The sequence below is a fragment of the Clostridium thermosuccinogenes genome (assembly GCF_002896855.1).
GTDB lineage: Bacteria > Bacillota > Clostridia > Acetivibrionales > DSM-5807 > Pseudoclostridium > Pseudoclostridium thermosuccinogenes.
In genome coordinates this window covers 1,035,846-1,057,434 of the sequence record NZ_CP021850.1, presented here as the reverse complement: position 1 = coordinate 1,057,434, position 21,589 = coordinate 1,035,846, and the positions used below count along the sequence as shown (strand labels likewise).

Annotated in this window: 17 protein-coding genes and 1 tRNA gene; 4 read left to right on the top strand and 14 right to left on the bottom strand. The window is 42.9% G+C overall.

Going from position 1 to position 21,589, the window contains the following annotated elements:
- Positions 1 to 292 precede the first annotated feature (292 nt).
- From CDO33_RS04665 to CDO33_RS04655, 4 genes are all read right to left on the bottom strand, one after another.
- The gene (locus CDO33_RS04665) at positions 293 to 877 is read right to left on the bottom strand and encodes an HDIG domain-containing metalloprotein (RefSeq protein WP_103082356.1); all 585 of its coding nucleotides are present in this window, start codon (positions 875 to 877) and stop codon (positions 293 to 295) included.
- Positions 840 to 965 (bottom strand): hypothetical protein, encoded by a 126-nt coding sequence (locus CDO33_RS21430; RefSeq protein WP_274540228.1) that lies wholly within the window; start codon positions 963 to 965, stop codon positions 840 to 842. Before CDO33_RS21430 ends, CDO33_RS04665 begins: the two co-directional genes overlap by 38 nt.
- Before the next feature lie 36 nt (positions 966 to 1,001).
- Positions 1,002 to 2,558: a DUF4127 family protein gene (locus CDO33_RS04660; RefSeq protein ID WP_103082355.1), complete on the bottom strand. Its 1,557-nt coding sequence runs from the start codon at positions 2,556 to 2,558 to the stop codon at positions 1,002 to 1,004.
- A 511-nt stretch (positions 2,559 to 3,069) separates the two neighbouring features.
- Positions 3,070 to 4,131, bottom strand: coding sequence for a Gfo/Idh/MocA family protein (locus tag CDO33_RS04655; protein WP_103082354.1), 1,062 nt, complete (start codon positions 4,129 to 4,131; stop codon positions 3,070 to 3,072).
- Positions 4,132 to 4,431: 300 nt separating this feature from the next.
- On the opposite strand from CDO33_RS04655, the gene CDO33_RS04650 reads away from it, so the two are divergent.
- Positions 4,432 to 5,697, top strand: a complete 1,266-nt coding sequence (locus CDO33_RS04650; protein WP_103083332.1) for an IS110 family RNA-guided transposase — start codon at positions 4,432 to 4,434, stop codon at positions 5,695 to 5,697.
- Positions 5,698 to 5,858: 161 nt separating this feature from the next.
- On the opposite strand, the gene CDO33_RS04645 is transcribed toward CDO33_RS04650, so the two are convergent.
- The 3 genes from CDO33_RS04645 to CDO33_RS04635 form a co-directional block, all read right to left on the bottom strand.
- A complete protein-coding gene (locus tag CDO33_RS04645; protein ID WP_242973802.1) occupies positions 5,859 to 6,755 on the bottom strand; it encodes a carbohydrate ABC transporter permease in 897 nt (298 codons plus the stop codon).
- A complete protein-coding gene (locus CDO33_RS04640) occupies positions 6,745 to 7,680 on the bottom strand; it encodes a carbohydrate ABC transporter permease (protein ID WP_103079875.1) in 936 nt (311 codons plus the stop codon). Before CDO33_RS04640 ends, CDO33_RS04645 begins: the two co-directional genes overlap by 11 nt.
- A 95-nt stretch (positions 7,681 to 7,775) precedes the next feature.
- The gene (locus tag CDO33_RS04635) at positions 7,776 to 9,113 is read right to left on the bottom strand and encodes an ABC transporter substrate-binding protein (protein WP_103079876.1); all 1,338 of its coding nucleotides are present in this window, start codon (positions 9,111 to 9,113) and stop codon (positions 7,776 to 7,778) included.
- Positions 9,114 to 9,505: 392 nt separating this feature from the next.
- On the opposite strand from CDO33_RS04635, the gene CDO33_RS04630 reads away from it, so the two are divergent.
- On the top strand, positions 9,506 to 10,747 hold the full coding sequence (locus tag CDO33_RS04630) for a hypothetical protein (protein WP_103079877.1): 1,242 nt from the start codon (positions 9,506 to 9,508) through the stop codon (positions 10,745 to 10,747).
- A 27-nt stretch (positions 10,748 to 10,774) separates the two neighbouring features.
- A complete protein-coding gene (locus CDO33_RS04625) occupies positions 10,775 to 11,668 on the top strand; it encodes an AraC family transcriptional regulator (protein ID WP_103079878.1) in 894 nt (297 codons plus the stop codon).
- Positions 11,669 to 11,876: 208 nt separating this feature from the next.
- Here CDO33_RS04625 and CDO33_RS04620 read toward each other — a convergent pair whose 3' ends face one another.
- The gene (locus CDO33_RS04620) at positions 11,877 to 13,199 is read right to left on the bottom strand and encodes a trypsin-like peptidase domain-containing protein (protein WP_103079879.1); all 1,323 of its coding nucleotides are present in this window, start codon (positions 13,197 to 13,199) and stop codon (positions 11,877 to 11,879) included.
- 502 nt (positions 13,200 to 13,701) lie between these two features.
- Here CDO33_RS04620 and CDO33_RS04615 point away from each other — a divergent pair.
- Positions 13,702 to 14,463, top strand: coding sequence for an N-acetylmuramoyl-L-alanine amidase family protein (locus tag CDO33_RS04615; RefSeq protein WP_103079880.1), 762 nt, complete (start codon positions 13,702 to 13,704; stop codon positions 14,461 to 14,463).
- A 103-nt stretch (positions 14,464 to 14,566) separates the two neighbouring features.
- Here the strand turns inward: CDO33_RS04615 and CDO33_RS04610 are convergent, their stop codons facing one another.
- The 6 genes from CDO33_RS04610 to CDO33_RS04585 all read right to left on the bottom strand — a co-directional run bounded on the left by CDO33_RS04610 (position 14,567) and on the right by CDO33_RS04585 (position 21,506).
- Positions 14,567 to 14,830, bottom strand: a complete 264-nt coding sequence (locus CDO33_RS04610) for a DUF6171 family protein (RefSeq protein ID WP_103079881.1) — start codon at positions 14,828 to 14,830, stop codon at positions 14,567 to 14,569.
- Positions 14,831 to 14,900: 70 nt separating this feature from the next.
- The gene (locus CDO33_RS04605; protein ID WP_103079882.1) at positions 14,901 to 16,376 is read right to left on the bottom strand and encodes an alpha-N-arabinofuranosidase; all 1,476 of its coding nucleotides are present in this window, start codon (positions 16,374 to 16,376) and stop codon (positions 14,901 to 14,903) included.
- 151 nt (positions 16,377 to 16,527) lie between these two features.
- Positions 16,528 to 18,135 carry a xylulokinase gene (locus tag CDO33_RS04600; protein WP_103079883.1) on the bottom strand — a complete coding sequence of 536 codons (1,608 nt, stop codon included), beginning with the start codon at positions 18,133 to 18,135 and terminating at the stop codon, positions 16,528 to 16,530.
- 143 nt (positions 18,136 to 18,278) lie between these two features.
- Positions 18,279 to 19,373 (bottom strand): GntR family transcriptional regulator, encoded by a 1,095-nt coding sequence (locus CDO33_RS04595; protein ID WP_103079884.1) that lies wholly within the window; start codon positions 19,371 to 19,373, stop codon positions 18,279 to 18,281.
- A 373-nt stretch (positions 19,374 to 19,746) separates the two neighbouring features.
- Positions 19,747 to 20,859 carry a uroporphyrinogen decarboxylase family protein gene (locus CDO33_RS04590; RefSeq protein WP_103079885.1) on the bottom strand — a complete coding sequence of 371 codons (1,113 nt, stop codon included), beginning with the start codon at positions 20,857 to 20,859 and terminating at the stop codon, positions 19,747 to 19,749.
- Positions 20,860 to 21,431: 572 nt separating this feature from the next.
- Positions 21,432 to 21,506: transfer RNA gene (locus CDO33_RS04585), tRNA-Thr, on the bottom strand.
- Positions 21,507 to 21,589 lie beyond the last annotated feature (83 nt).

Here is a 21,589-nt window from a genome sequence, read left to right as displayed (position 1 = left end):
CAGCAGTAATTTTGCCAGTGGTTCAGATCCGGCTAAAAGGATGATCCGCAGCTCATCGGCATAACTTGAAGGCTCCATACCCTACTGGTGCTATTACAAAGCACTATAGAAAATTATTGGTTTGAATTCAGCTAATTGAAATGGATGATTGTTGCTCCGAAAGGTGGTTCCTTGCAGCTATGCCCTTAAGTAGTGAATCCTTTCTGCACAATCAATACATCCATCATTAGCCGAATTCATTCCTAAATTATATAAATCATCCATAACAAGGATAGTTTAACATACTTTCATCCTATTGAACTTCGCCCTTGAGGCCGATCTCCTCGGCTACCTTTCTCATTCCTTTTATAGTCTCAACAATGATGGCATCCATCTCCATGCCCAGCAGCTCGCCTCCCTTTTCGATGACTTCCCTGTTGACTCCTGCCGCAAAGCCCTTTTGTTTCCATTTCTTCTTAACCGATTTAGTTTCCAGATCCAAAATGCTTTTAGTCGGACGGAGAAGAACGGTTGCCGTTATAAGGCCGGTCAGTTCATCTATGGTATACAGGACCTTTTCCATCCTCTCCTCCGGTTTTACGTCGGAGCAGATTCCCCATCCATGGCTCTCAATAGCTCTTATGTAATCTTCGGGCCAGCCCCTTTCGGTTAAAATCTCTCTGACTTTTTTGCAGTGCTGCTCCGGGTACATCTCATAATCGAGATCGTGCACCAGGCCGATAATTCCCCACTTTTCCACATCTTTTTCATTGAAAAGCTCTGCAAAATGCCTCATAACCGCCTCAACGGACAGGGCATGTTTTATAAGGCTTTCGCTTTTGTTGAATTCCTTCAGAAGCTCAAAAGCCTGTTCTCTCGTCGGTATTACCTTTTCCATCCCTAAGACCTTCCTTCGTATATTGCATTATTTTGTGAGTGTAGTAAACAATTTCTTTAGATAAATAGTAATCATCCGACCTTTTCATGTCAAGCCATATCTTTCGCAATCCGGTTATATGGTTCTAGCATTTTTCCAATTTTAGTTCAAGATCAATTTCAAAAAAGCGGTCCCATGGGAAACTTAATTCAGTAAGTTCAATCCTTCTTCCATTGAATTTTCCTCCCAGCTCTTCCTGTATCAATTCAATGAGCAGGTCTTTTACTTTTTTGGCAGCCAGCGCGCTATACTCACCCAGACTATATGGATTTAAATCCGGATAATTATCTTTTAGCTTCGTCAACCGGAAAGTGCCTTTGGACTGCATAAGCCAGTCGGTTATGATCGCTCTTAACAGCAGTCTCATGGATGCATCATATTTTTCCGGATCATCCGCAAACCCTTTGTAGTAGCTGCACAATACGCCGTGGGCAAGAACTGATCCTATGGTATTCTGGGAGGTATTCCATCCCGCATAGGCGCACAACCTGTCAAAAAGCTTGTTCTTTACAGCCATCATCATAAAATGGTCATCCGCACCGTTGCAAAAGGCCACATCCGCCACTGCAAAAGGCTTGCCGTATTTCTCCGAATAATATATGGCGTACTTTATCAGCTCCTCTGCATTGGAGTAGTTGGAATAGCTGGAAAACCTGAAGCTCTCCGAATACTGTTCAATTGCCTCCAGGGTGCGTGTACCGGGTGAATGGACAGCCAGAAGCAGATCCGACTCTTCGGCGGAACCTGCCACAATTCCTCCTGCAGAGATGATCTGGTGCTTTATGCTCTCGTTTAAAGGCCTGTCCTCATATTTTGGAATAATCGTAGGTCCCAGAGTCGATGAGTATCTTATGTAAACTCTCGGCACATATCCCTTGTGCTTGTTAAATACCCGGGCAAACAGCACGCTTCCAACCTCATCAGCACCGGGGTAAACCATTACCCGGTCCATGATCCTGAGCTCCTTGATTCTTCGAGATATCAGATGTTGGTCCATGGCTGCAAATCCATACTCAGCGCAGTCATCCTTAGGAATAACAAGAAAATCAATCAACCCTTCTTTGACCAGTTCCAGACATTTTTGATTTACAAAGAGGTTTACTTTCCTCCTGTCAAGAAAATCTCTTAGGTACTCCTGCGGAATTTCCTCTTTTACGGCATCCAGCTCCCCGATCTCCTCTTTAGTGCCTTCACCCCGGCCGATCTTATCGGTGAGATAACAGTATCTCCAGATTTTGTACCCGTAATCCTTCCAGTAGAAAGGGTCCTCAGCGTCGCTGTCATATGCCGCAACCCTAGCCACCAAATTGAAGGCATGAATTTCCACGTTTCTGTTTATCTGTTTGAGCTTTCCGAAATATTCCAAGTATTTGCTGCATTCTTCAATGGTCTTGTAATGTATTCTCGAATTAACGATATTACCGTAAATCAACGCATCCACCGACAGTATTGCATAGCTGCAATCTCTGATGTTTTCAAAAATCCATCTCCATATTTCATCAATGTTGCTGGGTTTTTTCATTCTCCCCATATACTCTCTGGGAGGTGCTATAAGCTCAACCCCTTCCGCCAGTTCGGAAAGAAACTGGGGGTATCGATAATTGCATGGCCTCTCATCCAAAGGAACATATAGCACTTTCATCCTTTACTTTCCCCTTTCTCTTTATGTAAAACAGTTTATTTTGCATATACCTGCTTGATGGCAGCCTTTAAAATTCATGTCCGTATATGATTGTATTAAGCTTTAAATTAAGCCGAAAGAACAAACATTCTTCAGATCTATTTACTTTAGGAATGAATTCTGCTGATTGAAATGGCGATGGTTGTTCCGAAAGGCTTCAAAGCGCATATCAATCAATACATTATTAGCTGAATTCAACCCGATTTTATATAGTATGCCCGTATGCATCAAGAAAAATTTAACTTTCTTCTATTAAATAAATATCTTCATAGGCAAGATACCTCATACAAGCAATTATGCCGCGAAAGCCTCCTGATATCTGCTATCCCTTATCACACAGAAAGTAGTTATCCTTTTTTGCACAAGCCTTCTTTCGCGGACTTGCCGCAGAAGCGAATAAGCTCACATATATAAACCTTTTACCAGGAGGATCGCGGCATAATACATCTATATTGTTGGGTAAGATATAAGCTTAGTCCAGCACAATCTCCCTGTGCTGCTCAGCAGAGTCATAAATTGCCTGCATGATCTTTGCCGTAATGATGACGGTATCTATATGGGACGGAAGCTTTTCACCCGTCTTGATGCATCTTACGAACGCATCGATTTCATTGGCGAAATGATCCCTTGTCCTGTAAACCGGGGTAGTCTCCATCAATGCACCGTTTTTTGCAGTGTAGAATTTGAACTCTCTCCCGTAGTACAGCCGGATTCCTCCCTTTGTACCCATAAAATCTATAAACATTTCATCTTCAAAAATATTCTGAGCCCATGCTCCGTTTACCGTAATAACCGGGCCATCGCTGCGGATGAGGGCAGTCACGGAATCTTCCACATCATAAGTGCCGCTATAGTCCGGCGGACCTGCCCACATGTTGGTATACACATAGTTCGGCATATCCTTTCCCAGCTTGCAGAAGGTCTCTCCGGTTACAGTTCTCGGTTTGGGGTCTCCGCAGCAATACATCACTATGTCCAGGAAATGCACTCCCCAGTCAATCAAGGCTCCTCCACCGGCTATCGCCTTTGTCGTAAAAGCACCTCCCAGGCCGGGTATGGAACGGTGGGACCTAAAGCTCACATATACATGGAACACTTCTCCCAGCTCACCGCTGTCGATCATTCTCTTGATCACATTTACACCGTCATTGAACCGGTTTACTACACCAATATTAAGAATTTTTCCTGTTCTATTCTGCGCTTCCTTCATTTTCAAGGCTTCATCATAGGTTCTTGCCGCAGGCTTCTCACAAAGCACATGCTTGTTGGCATTAAGAGCGTCTATGGCGATAATGCTGTGCATGTTGTTCGGAGTGCAAACCGATATCGCATCCACCTCATCGTCGGCCAGAACTTCATGATAGTCGGTTACCGCCTTTCCGCATCCATATTTCTTGACGGCGTCCTCAGCCCTCTCCGGTATGATATCGCAGAAATATTTGATTTCCACATCCTTGTTTGCCATATAGTTCGGGATGTGTGCACTGTTGGCAATAGTACCGCAGCCTATAATTCCAACTTTGATTTTTCCCATATTAACATCACATTCCTTTCGCTGTGCTCAAGGCACAAAATAGAATGAAAAATTTTTACTTAAGCCACCCTCTGTAGTAAAATATAAGTGGGTATGCAGGTATACTACAGAGCACGGGGAGGTGAGTGTGACAACCAAACTTTGAGTTGTCCGTATATTAACATGTGCCGTTCGCTCTCTCAAGTACAAATAAGTGTGCCATCGAGCACGAACACTAATCTTTGTTTTAAACAAAGCTCTTGTTTATATTGAGTGGACAGTCAATGCCTGCATCCCTAAATATTTACAAGGGTGAGGTTGATGCTTAAGATTGTCTATCCCATCTGTTGTGGAATTGATGTCCACAAAAAGTTTGTAATTGCCACTATTGCCACCACCAATGATAAAAATGTTACTTCCTATCAAACACGTCGTTTTAATACTTTCAAAAATGATCTAATCGCTCTCAACAACTGGTTAGTAGAAAACAAGTGCAAAGATGTCTGTATGGAATCCACCGGAAAGTACTGGATTCCTGTTTTTAACGTGCTCGAGGATTTCTGCACTATTACCCTTGCAAACCCGAGATACGTTAAAAATATCCCAGGTAAGAAAACCGATAAGCGAGATTCAATTTGGCTTGCTGACTTACACAAGCATGCATTGGTAAAAGGTAGCTTTATCCCATCTAAGCCTATACGGGAGTTGCGGGATTTAATTCGGTACAAGTCTAAACTTACCAACGTCTCTTCCAGTGAGAAAAACCGGGTGCAAAATTCGCTTACAGTTTCAAACATCATGCTTGCCAATGTTGTTTCCGACACCTTCGGCAAGTCTGCTTCCTCAATTATTAAGCACATGATAGAGAATCCTGATATCATCGACTTTGATTATTCTTCAATGCTCCACAAAAGTCTGAAGAAAAAATCGGATGAAATTGAACAAGCCGTTGCTGGTAAATTCTCTAAGGAGCAAGCGGCAAAATTGTCTGTATGCTATGAGCACTATAACAGCGTTGAAAAATGCATCGAAATACTGGAAGCTACAATACTCGAGCTATCTTTACCTTTCAAAGAACAAATTGACATCATCGCTACTTTACCTGGTATTAAGCAGGCATCGGCTACAGCTATTCTTTCAGAAATCGGAACCGATATGTCCGTCTTCACCTCGGACAAGCATCTTTGTTCCTGGGCTGGCCTTACACCCCAGAGTAATGAAAGTGCCGGTAAGAAGAAAAGTGTCCGTATTAGCCGCGCCGGTGTCTACATTAAACCTTTACTTGTCCAGTGTGCTAATGCCGCTGTAAAGGACAAGTCCTGCACTGTTTTCAAAAACCGCTATGAAGCGATTAAAAAACGTCGTGGTCACAAACGTGCTATTATTGCTACCGCAAGAATGATTTTAACCTGCATCTATCACATGCTCTCTAAAAATGAGCCATTCAATCCATTGCTGTATGATGACAATGCGAAATCTAAGAAGCGTAATCAGCAGGATTCTCTAAGTATTGAGCAGGCCATCGCATTTTTGCAAGCCAATGGGTATACTGTGAATATTTCTGATCTAGTGGCAATAACAAACTAATAGTGTAATTCCAGTTTCATCCACAGTCCTAGGTATTCCTTAAGGGCTTGCTTTGTTGCGGCCTTCGCGGGTCTTTTTTATTTTCACACTAAATCGCCTCCTATATTTATTTTCAACAGTTTTGTAAATGAAAACACTGCAGCAAACTCTGGAACAATTTTCTATCCTTTTATACCTGTTATAGTAATACCTTCAATAAAGTACCTCTGTGCCATAAAGAACAATATGATTATTGGTACTGTGAAAATTGCGGATGCTGCCAAAAGCAAACCCCATTCTATATAATGGGTCTGCACAAAAGCCTGCAGTCCAATGGAAATCGTATACATCTCAGCTTTGTTCAAATAGAGCAATGGACCCATGAAATCCGACCAGTTACCCATAAAGGTGAATATAGCAACAGTTGTAATTGCAGGCTTGCAGAGTGGAATCATTATCTGGAAGTACACCCTCGCATCGCTGGCTCCATCAATTGTAGCCGACTCTATCAGTGAGTTGGGTATGGTTATAAAAAACTGCCTTAGCAGAAAAATATAATAAGCGCTTCCAAAAAAGTTAGGAAGGATAAGGGGCCAATAAGTTCCGGTAAACTCCAGGTTTTTGAAAATCATATAAAGAGGAATCATGGTTACCTGATAAGGTATCATCATGGTTCCAATAATCAACGGGAAGAAATACTTTTTGCCAAACCATTCGATCTTTGACATGGAATAAGCAACCATTGTCGAAGATATGATCTGCCCTAAAACAGCAGATAAGGAAATTATCAAAGTATTCCCTACATACTTCATATACGGTATTTTTGTAAAAACATCGACATAATTATGCCAGTAAAATTCCTTCGGAAAGATAGTAGGCGGATTTGCATATATTTCCTGCTGCGATTTGAAGGAAGTCAACAGCATCCATACAAAAGGAACTATAAAAATTCCACAAAATAATATAACTACTGCGTGGGACAGAAACCTCCTGAGCTTCCTCATCCAGTTCCTTCTTTGCTGAGCATGTCCGATCATGCTTTTACGAGCTTTCGTATTTGCAACAATATTACTCACCATATGTCACCCACTTTCTTTGCGTTTTGAAAAGAGCATATGTTACTGCAGCTACGATTATAAACAATATCCAGGCCATAGCTGACGCTTTTCCCATCTTGAAGAAGGCAAAAGCGTTCTGATACAGATACAGGGCATAAAACAGCAGGGAGTTTTCCGGTCCCCCTGATGCCATATTGAATGCACCGGTATTGTTGGCGTTAGTCATCAGATATGCTTGGGTGAAATATTGGAAGTTGTTTATTACGCTCATTATCAGCTGAAAAAAAATAACCGGGCTTATACTGGGCAATGTTATTGAAAAAAAGCGCCTAACGGAATTCGCCCCGTCAATTTCAGCAGCTTCATACAATGATTTAGGTACATCTTGTAATGCAGCAAGAAAAATTAACATTATGCCACCTGTTCCCCAAAGTCCCATGAGAAGCAGGGCAGGTTTCGTCATTTGTGGGTCCCCCAGCCAATTGGGACCCGGCAAGCCTATGGATTTCAGCGCATTATTCAGCAAACCCTGAGTAGGATTCAAAATCCATATCCATAATAAGGTGGAAGCCACTGCCGGAACAATGGTTGGCATGTAAAAAATCGTTCTGTAGACCGACATGCCTTTTAGCTTTTTATTCAGAAGATTGGCCATAAAAAGACCAAAAGCCAGGTTGAGCGGAGTTCCCAACACAGTCATATATATTGTATTATACAAGCTTTTCCAGAATTTTGCTTCTTTAAATAGCAGCTCGTAATTATCCAGCCCAACGAACTTAGGAGCCTGAAACATGTTGAACTCAGTAAAGCTGTAATACATCGACGTGAATATAGGATATGCGCTGAAGCATATAAAGCCTATAATCCACGGAAGGGCAAAAATAGCGCCTGAAATATTCCGCTTGGTTTTTACCTTCATCATATTTTCTCCTTTCAGATCAGACATATCTGCAGATATTATCCACAGCAGCCATACAGTATTGCATATGACAATATTGTATGGCTGCCTTATAACCTTAAGCTACAAAGTTGGACCAGATACTAGAACAGGTCTTTGGATCTTTCTACAATGCTCTTTATTGCATCTTCAGGAGATTTTTTCAAGTTAAGAGCCAGCTCTACTTCTTCGTTAATTATTGTAGAATATTCGGAGCCTTGAGGTATACTCATGTTAGGCACTGCATTTTTGTTTATAGTATAGGGCCCGAAGAACTCTGATCCAGGCATCTTAGAATAAAGATCTTCATTCATTAATGATTTAAGGGTAGGTATATTGCCCAAACCTACTGAGAATTTCTTCTGACCTTCGGGACTGCAAATATATGCCAGGAATTCCCATGCACCATCTTTGTTCTTTGCTGTTGAAGGAATATAGAAGGTTGAAGAGTTGATCAAGGTTCTTCCTTTAAGTTCGGGATGAGCTGCAGGATAAGGAATCTCACAGATACCATAATCAATGTCTACGGCGAAGGTCTTTTCAATCATGGTAGGAAGCCATGATCCACTTATACGGAATACCTGTTTGCCTTTGAAGAAGGGATCTGCCGGATCATGAGCTTTTCCTGCCGTCTGGAATGCGGATACATTATCCACACCATATTTCTCACGATATTGGATTATGTACTTCAAAGCTTCCAGGTTTGCCGGATCTTCGGCGTTCATTTCAGTTCCCTTAAGCCATCCTCCACCCCATGCTATAATAAATGCATCGGTAGAATTTGCCGGGAACATCGGGAAGCCAAGGACATCTATACTTCCATCAGCATTGGTCTTAGTTGTAGCTATAGCCATTTCCATCAGTTCTTCCATTGTCTTTGGAGGTTCGTTATACCCAGCTTCCGCCAACAAGGTTTTATTGTAGAATAATGCGTCGGTATTAGCTGCTATAGGAAGTGCGTAAATTTTGCCATTCCATTTGCAGGTTTCTATTGAAGCCTCGGCAAAATCTGATATATCGTAACTGCTTTTTGCAATATAGTCGTCCAGAGGTTCAACTATACCTTTCGATGCATAAGGAGCCACATTGCTGGAAAAGTCGTCAGTGATGTCAGGGCCTTCTCCGGAAGAAATTGCTACCACTACCTTTTGCATATCAGGTACCGAGAGGGGTTCCACCACATATTTATCGCTTTGGGCATTGAAGTCTGCTGCTATGGAATCAACTACTTCACCTTCCGCACCGGTCCACAGATACCAAAGAACAACCTTTTCTTTTTCCTTCACTGAGCTACTCGAATCAGATGATCCTGTTTTAGCTGTTGTTTCTTTGTCAGCATCTTTTGAGGATTCAGCATCTTTGCTGTTACAACCAACAAAGGAAACAACAAGTAGAACTGATAAAATGATAGAGAGCAGTCTTGCAATTCTTGTCTTTTTCATAATAGTCCCTCCATTTTTTTATTTTTGTCAGGTAACTGATACCATTTTTAATTCTATCACCTTAAATTTTTATCAGGTTAGCAAAAAATGATATCTTTGTTATCTTACTTTGTCATTTTTTATACTTGTCCGATCAGCAAACTGATGCAAAGCTCCAAAACCCCTGGTAGACTTGGGATTGAAAGCGATGGTAATTTACCTGAATTTCAAAAACGACACATGTCTGCAAAGAGTCATAAACTTGACTTTTAAAAAGCTCAGTTATACGATTATAATGAATTAACTTAATTTGCTGTGCCAGCAAATTAAATTGTGCCAGTTTTTTAAAATGCATTATCATATTTAAAATGTTCTTCAGCAAACAAGTCGCAATTTATCCGGAGGTGGGATAAGTGTTTACCAAAAATGATGAGAAGCTTTTAAGGACCCTCGCCAAGCAAGTTAAAGAAATATCTTTGCTTCCCGAACAGCAGCAGAAACGGGAAAAGTGGAAGTTGCACAATTCCCTGAAAAGTGACTTTCCAATGGTTTTCGTGCATCCGGATGGCTCATGGAGAGAGCTTTTACCGTTGGAGTCGCTATGCTGTGAGACAGATTATGCAAAGCAGATAGAATATGAACTGAAAAGGCGGCTAATACGCCATCAGTACCTGCCGGACGATGTTCCCATCGAAGCCCGGCTGCAGGTAAAGAAAGTCATACATAACACCATGTGGGGTGTGGAACCACAGCGAGAGCCATCATCGGAAGCTTCCGGCGCATGGCATTTCAAACCCATCATAAATGAACCTTCCGATTGGAAAATCCTTAAAGAACCTGTCATAAGCTACGACGATCAAGAAACTGAGAAACGCTTCAATGCTACACAGGAAATCCTTGGGGACATTTTGCCGGTTGAATTGGCGGGTGTCACAAATTTCAGCTTCCATTTGATGCATTGGTATTGTGATTACCGTGGATTGGAAAATATGCTGATCGATCTTGTCATGGAGCCGGAAATGGTGCATGATGTAATGAGATTTTTTACCGAAGGCGTCAAATCCATGCTCCACCAGTACGAAAAGCTGAATTTGATTTCTCTCAATAATGATGAGACCTTCCATTACACCGGAGGGGTAGGTTATACTGATGAGCTTCCTGCTCCCGGATTTAATCCCGAAAAAGTTCGCCTTTGTGATGTCTGGGGTGCAGCGGAAGCCCAGGAATTTTCATCGGTTTCCCCGGAAATGCATGAAAACTTCGTCCTGTCTTATGAAAGGGAGATTCTTGAGTTTTTCGGACTGAACGGCTACGGATGCTGCGATGACTTGAGCAAAAAGCTGGACGGAGTGCTAAAAATCAAAAACATCCGCCGTATAGCAGTCTGTCCTTGGGCTGACATATCAAACTTCACCCCACGGCTTCAAAAAAACTACATTATGACATGGAAACCTCAACCGGCTTATATCGCTTTTGACAAGATGGATGAGGAAAGCATAAGAAATGAATTGTCCACCGGACTTGCGAAATCCCGGGGAGGCATTATAGAATTGATCTTACGGGATACGCACACCTGCCGCAACCAGCCGGAGCGATTCACAAGGTGGATACAAATTGCGAGGGAGTGCATAGAAAAGGAAATGGATATGAGATAAAGCGCGGGGATTGCGAGAGGAGATGTTATGGTCAACTATAGAGATGGCAAGCTTTTTCAATATGAAAACGATTTTTTTGCAAAGCCCAGAAAATATGACTATATCAACTTATTCCAGGTCGGAGAGCTGTTCAGCTGCCACGATTATGAAGTCCCGCTTCATGAGCAGTTGTGCAGTGAAATCAGTTATATCATATCCGGCAGTGGAAAATTTTATGTAAATGGAAAGGAATATGAGGTTAACGCCGGAGACTTATTTATCAACTGCTTTGGTGAACAGCACAGAATCAAGGCTTCGAAGCAAGACAACCTCCGTTACTTTTATATGGGCTTTTCCATCGACTCCGGCATGATTTCCGAAAAGCAAGATCTCATAAAAATGTTCGAGTTCTATTCAACTCATCATGATCAGCCTATATGCCATTGCAAATATGATATCACCATCTCAATGATGTCGAGACTTATCAACGAGTTTTATAATGGCGGGGAGCTTTCCGAGTTTGTGATCGAGAACATGCTGAAGCAGATTATTATTGATGTCTACAGAAGCTATGTCAATAAGGAAAGCAAAATAATAAAGCTGCCCAAGGATGAGGCCTCTGCCGGAAATGTGCTCTATAAGGTTATAAACTATATCGACAATCATCTTTATGACATTGTCAAGATAGAGGATATAGCCCGCAATATTGGTTATTCTCCGACTTATATCTCGCACCTGTTCCGGGAAAAAACCGGTATAACCACTCAGCATTATCTTATAACCAAAAAAATTGAAAAAAGCATAGAGTTGATGCATGAGGGGCAGCGCAACATCACAGAAATAGCGTCACTGCTGAATTATGAAACATTGCAGTCCTTCAGCAGGACCTTTAAAAATATAACGGGCATCTCACCCTCTGAGTATCTAAAGCGCATGGCATAAATATTGCTCATAACAAGCAAAAGGCCGGGAAAAAACTCTCGTTTTATGAGAGATTTTATCCCGGCTTTCACTTTTAAGGAGTTATGGCAATTAGCTTTTTAAGCTAATACTGCTATATTATCATGGTGTTTAATGTATGATAATGCAGTACTCACTTGTTGTTCCGTCTTTTATACCTTGAAGTTTAAGCTGGATTTATCACTATGCGTCAGCGTTCTTCTGAAAACGTCAGCTTCAAAGTTAATTCCTTGTTGTTTCTTACGATTGTCACGCTTACTGTGTCGCCTGCTTTATGTTCCTTTTTTATTTCTTCCACTTCGTCCATCGTGGTTACTTTCTTGCCATCCAGGCTGGTGATGATATCTCCTGCTTTTATACCCGCGTTTTCAGCACCGCCTCCGGAAAATACTTCCGCTACATATATTCCTACCGGTATTCCATATCGGCGTGAAACAGTTTCGGTTATCGGATAACCTGATATGCCTATCGAAGGTCTTCCCTTAACATATCCATATTTTATCAGGTCTTGTATTATCGGTTTTGCATCGTCTATCGGTATCGCAAATCCAAGGCCCTCAACACCTGTTACAGAAATCTTTGCAGTATTTATTCCTATGACCTGGCCTTTGGAATTTACAAGGGCACCACCGCTGTTTCCCGGGTTGATTGCTGCATCTGTCTGGATTAGGCTAAGTACGGTGGTTCCTGTATTAACCTTACGGTCTAAAGCACTGATCACACCGGCAGTTACTGACCCGGCAAATTCCATGCCCAGCGGGTTGCCTATTGCTACAGCCAGTTCGCCCACCTCAAGCTCGGAGGAATTCCCCAGCTTCGCTACCGGAAGGTTGTCCAAATCGATTTTTATAACCGCCAGATCGGTTTTTTCATCCCCTCCGATGAATTTGGCTTCCGCCTCCCTTCCGTCGGGCAGGAACACTTCCAGTGTCGTGTTATTGCCATTGCCTTTCTTCGGATCGGCATTCTCCACTACGTGGTAATTGGTCATGATGTATCCATCTTTGCTTATTATAACGCCAGAACCTTCCGAAGGAGTTTCAATTGCCTGACTCCATGGATAGCGGCTGTAGCCGGATGTTGCCACGGTGGTTATTCTTACTCCGACCACTGAAGGTCCTACATTTTTTGCTATTTCCGTTATGGAATAAGTATTGGATTGAGTACCGCTCTTTAAAGCTGTGCTGATTTTAGGCGTTTCCGATACAGTCATGGAGCCGCCTTTCTTTTCTGCATCGTTTATAGTTGTGGCGGCATTAATTCTTTCGATGAGAGCCGTCTGCTGCTCCAGGTCCTTTGAGAAGCTGGAGTACAGTATTCCTCCCACCGCCGCACTGCTTATAACCGATGCAACTAAAGCAACTGCCACATACCTGAGCAAGTTTGACTTTCTCCTCTTCTTTTTAGGAGGCTCACCGTATACAACCGGGAGCGAAGGATAATCAACACCCTTTCTTTCATCATTGTTGTTATGTTCGCTATCGTAATGGAAATATCCTTTGAAATCATCCATACATTAACACCTCTCATACCTATTATTTACTTATGTTATTATTATTTTACAATCTGTTTATGATATAATAATAAAAAAATGTTATTAAGAATTTGTGTAGAAGTTATGAACATTTTTTTAATAAACATTTAATATTCTGTTACGCAGGTATGATGGGCTGAAAGGTACATAAAATAAGGCTTTTTGGTCATTATTCGACTTTTTGGATTTTTCTGCCGCTCTAATTTTATAATTCGTTCATATTTTTTTAAAATTTTGTAAACAAATCTGTGATATATTATAATGGTATGTCGTTTATCTTATAATAATTATGACATTAATTTTTATAAAATCTGTTTTAATAACAACACTGACAGGAAAGGCATCCTCTTTATGAAACGTTAACAGGAGAAGTCATTTGCCACTTTCCTTGTAAACGCCGTTTGCATGTTTTGCCGATAGTATTTTCAGGATAGGCAGCAAACTTTAGCAGAATCAATTTATAGAAAGGTACCAGGACAATATGGGAAGAAGAACCAAAAGAAGCAGAAAAAAACCGTCAAAGAGGTTTTATGTTTTTGTAGGCATAATATTGTTAACTATAATCGGGACATTCATTATTAAAAATGCAAAGATTAATCTAGGTCAGGATGCCCCTGCCTTCGCAGATGAATCAAACAATACATCATATATAGATGATGACAATGTATTTACTGTCGTCATCGACCCGGGGCATGGTGGTGATGATAGTGGAACTATAGGCATAAACGGCGAGCTGGAAAAGGACATAAATCTGAATGTGGCCCTCGAGCTTGGAAAGCTGCTTGAAAAAAAAGAAAATATTAAGGTAGTATACACCCGCACCGAGGACAAGGCCCTTGACCCTTCATCCCAAAAAGCCGATCTTCAAGCGCGGTGTGATATTTCAAACAATGCCGGTGCAGATATATTCGTATCAATACACAGCAATTTTGATAAGGTAAGCAAAAATACCAGGGGAATAGAAACCTGGTGCATGGTTCCAGGCGCCAGGGGAGATGTGCTGGCTAAGGCCATACAGAAGGAGCTGGCGGATCTGGGATATTCCAAGGACAGAGGAATCAAGTATTCATCGGATGGTGAGCTTTATGTCATCAAAAACACCGATGCCGTCGCCGTACTCGTTGAACTGGGCTTTCTCAGCAATGAATCCGATACCAGATTTCTGGCCTCCAAAGACGGACAAAAAAAAATGGCAAACGCCATTGCAAAAGGGATACTCAGCTATAAGGACAAGCTTCATTGATTTTCTATATCCGGCATTCAGCCGGATTTTTTTATCCGGAAAAACATGCTATGTTTTATGCAGCCTAAAAATGTTGTTTTGGTGAAAGCGCCGGCTCATAAAATCACCATCTCGGTTCATAGGGATAAGGGCACTTGGCATTTATAAACTTGGCCTTCACCCGCACTATACATCCGCAATACTTGCAGGTAGTGCCGTATTGAAGCGCACTGCATTCATTGCATTTTTCCAACCTTGTTTTGTAGGTTTCTTCGTCAGCCAGCTCTTCATCGCCTGCTTTTATGGCCTTCTCAAGAATTTGCTTCGTTTCCTGCTCCGAAAGACGGACCTTCTCCCGGCATCCTTTGCATTTTTCTATTGGCGGCATCCCGCATCCCCCTCTCTCATGAATAGGATTTCCGGACAGACACATCCATACGATATGTCCATCCGTAAAATCAGGCAATGGTCAGAACGACCACAGACATCGGAGGCATCGACACCTGCAGATTTCCGTCTTTAATACTTGCACCGTCGAAGGCTTCCGGTTTTACATTTTCAGGTTTTTCAAAGGTATTGTGAGCGTTCATGGCTGATGCGGTTAAAAGGGTTCCGCTTACCGTAGATGCCGTGCTGCCCCTTAACAGGCAGTCAATGTCCACACCATCCTCATGGCTCAGATTGCATAAGGAGATATGGATTTTTCCGTCACCGTCCACCGAAGCCGAAGCGCTGACCTGCGGAATGGTTTCTTTGCCAACACGGTATTCGCCGCACTCAAGAGATACCGGCAGCAGCTCCGCATCCTGATGCACTTTGTACATATTGAACACATGATATGTAGGAGTGAGAAGCATTTTCTCCCCTTCGGTCAGTATGACGGCCTGCAATACGTTGACGGTCTGGGCTATATTTGCCATCTTCACCCTGTCGCAATGGTTGTTGAAGATATTTAAGTTTACCCCGGCCACCAGAGCATCCCTCAGAGTGTTCTGCTGGTAAAGGAATCCCGGATTGGTTCCCGGCTCGACATCATACCATGTGCCCCATTCATCCACAATCAGTCCTACCTTTTTGTCGGGGTCATACCGGTCCATGATGGTGGAATGACGGGTTACCAATTCTTCCATATATAGAGTCTTTTTCATGGTAGTAAACCATTCCATCTCATCAAACTCGGTGGATGAACCTTTGTTATTCCAGTCTCCCGGAACCGTGTAATAGTGCAGGCTCAATCCCTGCATCCTGGTGCCCACTTCCCTCATCATCACTTCGGTCCAGTGGTAATCATCTGAGTTCGGACCGCAGGCTATCTTATACACGTTGTTCCCGCCGAAGTTCCTGATATATGTAGCATATCTGCGATACTCATCGGCATAGTATTCCGCCCGCATATTTCCACCGCAGCCCCAGTTTTCGTTGCCTACACCGAAATAAGTCAGCTTCCAGGGTTCTTCCCTGCCGTTGGCCTTTCTCAAGCTGGACATGGGGGACTCACCGTCAAAGGTTATGTATTCAATCCACTGCTGCATTTCACGGACGGTGCCGCTTCCCACATTTCCGCAGATATACGGCTCGGCGCCAATAAGCTCACACAGCCTGAAAAATTCATGGGTTCCGAAATGGTTGTTCTCCACAACTCCTCCCCAGTGAGTATTGATCATCTTAGGCCGCTGCTCATAAGGCCCGATTCCGTCCATCCAGTGGTACTCATCGGCAAAGCAGCCTCCCGGCCATCTCAGAACCGGAATCTTAATCTCCCGCAGCGCCTTAACCACATCATTGCGGATTCCGTCGGTATTGGGTATCGGTGAATCCTTTCCGACCCATATCCCTTCGTAGATGCATCTTCCGAGATGTTCTGAAAAATGCCCGTATATGTTCTTATTGATTTTTCCTTTTCTGATATCCGTATTCACAATCAGACGAGCCATGCTTTTTCCCTTCCTTTCTGATCGACGAGATAAACTCCGTCGCTGATTTTTGATTTATTGACCTAATTTTGATTTAATCCTCTAATTCTTTGACTTAGCCCGCTAGTTTTTACTTTTCATCCATATTTCTTTAAGTCCGCTTCTTCCAGTTTCACCTCAGATTGTCGACAGCTGCCCTTTCAATGGCCAGTCCCCGGGTATAACGCTTCATGAATTCGTTGAATCCGGCGACATCAGAAGGATGGGGAGCAACAGAGCTTCCCTGCTTCCCGGCAAAAACCTTCTCCCTTAGGAATTCCTCAAGGGACTCCTTCTCTCCCCGGTGAAGCATGTAGGAAGCCAGCAGGGCAATGCCCCAGGCACCTCCCTCTCCAGCAGTCTCCATAACGGTTACGGGAACATTCATGGCAGCTGCCATGATTTTCTGGCCCACTTCCCTGGTTTTGAAGAACCCGCCGTGCCCGAGGATTTCATCCACTTTGACGTCTTCTTGTTTGAATAGAATGTCCAGACCTGTTTTCAGGGCACCCAATGATGTAAACAAATGGACGCGCATGAAATTGGAGAGATTGAATTTGCTGTTGGAGGAACGGACAAACATGGGACGTCCTTCTTCAAAATGGGTGATGTGCTCCCCGGAAATGTAACCATAAGCCAGTAAACCTCCGCAGTCCGGGTCGCCTTGGAGAGCCATGCCCAGCAAAGTGTCATAAAGTTTCGGCTTGCTTACATCCATGCCCAGCGCTTTGACAGCTTCGGCAAACAGACCTATCCACGCATCATAATCCGATGTGCAGTTGTTGGAATGGACCATTGCCACCGGTTTACCGTCGGGGGTAGTTACCAGGTCGATCTCGGGATACACCCTTGACAGTTCCTTCTCAAGGACAATCATGGCAAATACCGATGTTCCCGCGGAAACATTGCCGGTACGAGCTGCTACGCTGTTAGTGGCCACCATTCCGGTTCCTGCGTCCCCCTCAGGCGGGCAGAAGGGAATTCCAGGCTGCAGCTGTCCTGTGACATCCAAAAGCTGCGCTCCTTCGGCTGTGAGTTCACCGGCTTTTTCTCCGGCCGTAAGAACATCCGGCAGGATATCCTCCAAGCGCCACGGGAGATTTAAAGGACCTATCAGCTCATTGAATTTCTGTATCATCTGCCGGTTGAAGCCTCCGGTCTTCGGATCGATGGGAAAAACCCCCGAGGCCTCTCCAACTCCCAGGACTTTCCTCCCGGTCAGCTTCCAGTGTATGTAACCTGCCAATGTCGTCATGTAGGCAATATCGGATATGTGCTTTTCACAATTCAGTATGGCTTGATAAAGATGGGCGATGCTCCATCTTTGAGGTATGGGAAAATTAAATAGCTTTGTCAGCTCTTCGGAAGCCTTCGCCGTTATATTGTTGCGCCAGGTTCTGAAGGGAGTCAAAAGATTTCCGTTCCTGTCAAAAACCATATAACCGTGCATCATGCCGCTAAAACCAATTGCCCCTACTTTCTGGACAGCTACTCCGAATTTTTCCCTGACATTTTCAGCCATCTTTTGATAGCTATCCTGGACACCCTTCCAGATCTCATCCAGGCTGTAGGTCCATATGTTGTTGATATAACTATTCTCCCAGTCGTGGCTGCCCGAAGCGATCGGGGCATAATCCTCTCCCATCAGGATTGTTTTAATTCGAGTCGATCCCAACTCAATCCCGATTACTGTTTTGCCATTGATAATGGCATTTCTGACATCATTGAATGCAGTGCTCATCTTTTCCCTCCTAAGTTTTGGCTACATGCCATATATGGAATGGTCATCCGATTAATATTGGTATGCTTATGCATACAAGTTATGATAAAAAAGATTGCTTTGTTTCTCTCCTGTTGGTAGTCTGTCCGTCGATTCTCAGTTATTTATCTTTTTTTGCAGGATTCCTTAATAACAAGCTCCGGCATTATTTCATTCCGGGTAGAAAGCTCGCCTTGTCCGTTATTTTTAAGCATTTGCAGCAAGAGCTCCGCCGCCATCTCCCCCAGTTTTTCCTTGGGATGGGTTACCGTTGTAAGCTTCACCGGACAGTTAGCCGAAAGGTATGAATCATCAAACCCTGTGATAGATATGTCATCCGGCACCTTCAGTCCCATGCCCTCAACCAGTTGAAACACCATAAACGCGATCTCATCGTTATAACACGCCACCGCGTCTATTCCAAAGTCCGGCCGTATCAGAGCTTTTATTTCATTCACCGGCTTAATTTCCTTGTCCTCCGTATGGAACCATACGACCCAGTCAGGATTGTACCGGAGTCCGGAGTCAGCCAGGGCTCTGGCGTAACCCTTATGCCTGTTCAGCCCCTGAATGTCATCTGCCTTAAATATTCCGGCGATGTTCTTATGTCCGAGCTCCGCCAGGTATCTAACCGCAGCATACATTCCCGCGGCATCGTCCAATATGACACGGGGTTTGTCCTCCAGCTTTTGATAATATCCGTGTATAAAAACATAAGGTATGTTGTGCTTGTCCAGCGCATTATACAGCTCAAGATTAGGAGAGAACAAAGCGCTTTTGGTAGGCTCTATAATTAGCCCTTCAACGTTTCTCTCAAGCATATCCTCAAGGCAGCTGCGTTCCTTGACAGTGTCATTATTCGTATTTTTCAGTATGAGGCTGTATCCGTTTTTGGAAAGGACGCTGTCTATTCCTTGTATGACTTTTGGGAAAATATATTCTGATATGTATGTGGTTACCACTCCGATAATTCTCGAGTCACTTCTTTTTTTGCTTCTATCCAGGCAATAGGTGCCGCGCCCGTGCTCTGACTGCAAATATCCTTCATTTATAAGCATGGATATGGCTTTTCTCACCGTATGCCTGCTTATGGAGAACATTTCTGCCAGCGTGCTCTCGGAAGGGATCTGCTCTCCCGGTTTGATCCTCCCCATCAGGATTTCATCTTTGAGATACTCTTTAAGCTTGTAATATTTGGCTTCTTTCCTTTCGTTTGTCATCGAATTCTCCCTACATCAAACTAACTTGTGCATACATGTTGTACTTATTATACATCATTTATTTATAGTATGCAATTATTACTAAATTAATTTGCTGTGCTGGCATTTTCTAAGCATAAGTTCCGAATTAAAGAGATATTAAGCTTGTCTCAAATTTGCTGGCATAACCAGTCATGCTATCAAAGCGCAACCTATACTGGAAACAGCATTCCTATTTTCATGTTAACAAATTAATCTCTGTAAAATACTCCTTCTGGATGAAGTAAAAGTATGCACCTTTATATAAATTAAAAAGCAGGAATACAAAAGGTGATTTTCATATTCCTGCCGGCAGGAAATTTTGATTATGGATGGTTCGGTTAGACCCACACAATCAATACCTGCCAAAATTCTGAATGGCATACATTACAGCACGCATGCTGGTCAACAGGCTGCCATTATTGATGGATCCGGCTGTAGAAAGGTTTAGCCCCCTGCATTCTCTAGCCATTTCACAATCCCTTTTAACTTCCTCTATTATCTTTTTCTCATCATTGCTCATGAAAGTAAAAGGTGCAAGGCATCCGTCAATACGCGTCCGGGGCATATATTTGCGGATCTCATCCACAAGAACGGTTGGCCCGAAATTACACCCCGTCAGTTTTAACCGGCCTAGAATGGGAAGCAGATGAGCCATATCGGAATCCGAATGCTGATACCTGTTATCTTCCGGATTTGGACACCAATGATCGAAAATCCTCTTTAGGATGGGATACCCGAATAATTCATACATTTCCGGTGTCAAAAGGCAGCAGTTGTCATCGGCAAATCTAAAGCCACCTGGTTTATTCTCACTGTTATAACCGGCTTCCTCATCCATAATGCTGGCTATTTTGAAGATGACATCCGATATTACCTGACTGAATCTTCTAGCTAAATCCGGTTCATCAAGGATAAGAAAAATGAGATTCTCAGTGCCGTATATGGACATGGCCAAAGTGACAGGTCCCCGGACATGACGCACTATGTCCGGTTTTTTGCCGTAGGTTTCATAAATTCTCTTCTTTTCGGCTTCCCAGTTGGGAGGAAGTATAAATTCCCGCAAATCGAGCTTTTCCACCCTATCCAGCATTGCTTCCAGTTCCCTGGGGGTTTTGCACGACCCTTCCAGCCACTCTGCAACTCCGTTATGCACATATTTTCCTTCAAACACCTCCCCTATCCTGCGTATGGGAGGAAAAACCGAATCCGGCGGAGGAAATTCCTCGGGCAGCAGTTTTCTTCCGACGATTTTCAGCGCTTTTTCATTATATCGCTTATTTAACTCAATCCGCCTCTCCACTGGCGTATAGCCCCAGGGGTTGCCTTCCTCTCCCAGTTCCGCAAACACGCATTCCTCGCTCATGCGGATACCCAGAGCAACCTGCGGTGCCTTTGGGCTGAAGCAGTTATCCTCATGGGCTAAAGCATCATCCTCCCAGAACTTTTCGATATCAACATCCAGCATATTTTGGTCCCCCTTATTTTTTCCCTTTTACACAATAATACTATTTCAACTGCCTTTATTCCATAAAATTAGTAAAAATTTATTAAACAAAGCAGGATATCCCATTCTTCTTTTACTGCCAGCCAGTCAATTTCTTCAGTTTTTGCATAAAACTATGCATTATTTTCTTAATTAATATACTGGTGCTCAGTCTTGCTTATAGCAATTACTGCTATGCAGAAATTGGCTTTATAGCCATAAAGAGTTTGAATGAATGAAAGCCTCCAACATTTGCTTTGGCAATATGCTCCTCAAGCCATTGATGTTCCCCATATTCATACCGTTATAATATACTTTTAAAATCACTATGGGTCTTTGCCGGAGATATCATAAATGCTCGTTTATATAAGTAAACCGCCCTAATTTTACCATAAAAAAAAGAAGCTGATCATTCCTATTTGAAATCGGCTTCTTATGTTAGATTTTTGATTTTTTTAATTCACTAAAGTTAGATTGTGAGAGAATTAAGCAAAGGAAATGCAAAAGGATTTGAATCACGAAGATTCAAATCCCTATTACTGCAAATTTCACTATGGAGCCGCTGGTGGGAATCGAACCCACGACCTGCTCATTACGAGTGAGCTGCTCTACCTCTGAGCCACAGCGGCATTTATGAACACAATAAAAATATTAGCCCCTAATTAGTGTTTTGTCAATACCGCATTTATGACCAAAAATGAAAAATGTGCTG

What these genes read in the sequence shown, in the direction of transcription:
- CDO33_RS04605 (WP_103079882.1), bottom strand. Translation starts at nt 16,376, where the DNA reads ATGGCTCGTCTGATTGTGAATACGGATATCAGAAAAGGAAAAATCAAT.
- CDO33_RS04590 (WP_103079885.1), bottom strand. Translation starts at nt 20,859, where the DNA reads ATGCTGGATGTTGATATCGAAAAGTTCTGGGAGGATGATGCTTTAGCC.
- CDO33_RS04655 (WP_103082354.1), bottom strand. Translation starts at nt 4,131, where the DNA reads ATGGGAAAAATCAAAGTTGGAATTATAGGCTGCGGTACTATTGCCAAC.
- CDO33_RS21430 (WP_274540228.1), bottom strand. Translation starts at nt 965, where the DNA reads ATGAAAAGGTCGGATGATTACTATTTATCTAAAGAAATTGTTTACTAC.
- CDO33_RS04620 (WP_103079879.1), bottom strand. Translation starts at nt 13,199, where the DNA reads ATGGATGATTTCAAAGGATATTTCCATTACGATAGCGAACATAACAAC.
- CDO33_RS04635 (WP_103079876.1), bottom strand. Translation starts at nt 9,113, where the DNA reads ATGAAAAAGACAAGAATTGCAAGACTGCTCTCTATCATTTTATCAGTT.
- CDO33_RS04600 (WP_103079883.1), bottom strand. Translation starts at nt 18,135, where the DNA reads ATGAGCACTGCATTCAATGATGTCAGAAATGCCATTATCAATGGCAAA.
- CDO33_RS04595 (WP_103079884.1), bottom strand. Translation starts at nt 19,373, where the DNA reads ATGACAAACGAAAGGAAAGAAGCCAAATATTACAAGCTTAAAGAGTAT.
- CDO33_RS04610 (WP_103079881.1), bottom strand. Translation starts at nt 14,830, where the DNA reads ATGCCGCCAATAGAAAAATGCAAAGGATGCCGGGAGAAGGTCCGTCTT.
- CDO33_RS04645 (WP_242973802.1), bottom strand. Translation starts at nt 6,755, where the DNA reads ATGGTGAGTAATATTGTTGCAAATACGAAAGCTCGTAAAAGCATGATC.
- CDO33_RS04650 (WP_103083332.1), top strand. Translation starts at nt 4,432, where the DNA reads ATGCTTAAGATTGTCTATCCCATCTGTTGTGGAATTGATGTCCACAAA.
- CDO33_RS04640 (WP_103079875.1), bottom strand. Translation starts at nt 7,680, where the DNA reads ATGTCTGATCTGAAAGGAGAAAATATGATGAAGGTAAAAACCAAGCGG.
- CDO33_RS04665 (WP_103082356.1), bottom strand. Translation starts at nt 877, where the DNA reads ATGGAAAAGGTAATACCGACGAGAGAACAGGCTTTTGAGCTTCTGAAG.
- CDO33_RS04660 (WP_103082355.1), bottom strand. Translation starts at nt 2,558, where the DNA reads ATGAAAGTGCTATATGTTCCTTTGGATGAGAGGCCATGCAATTATCGA.
- CDO33_RS04615 (WP_103079880.1), top strand. Translation starts at nt 13,702, where the DNA reads ATGGGAAGAAGAACCAAAAGAAGCAGAAAAAAACCGTCAAAGAGGTTT.
- CDO33_RS04625 (WP_103079878.1), top strand. Translation starts at nt 10,775, where the DNA reads ATGGTCAACTATAGAGATGGCAAGCTTTTTCAATATGAAAACGATTTT.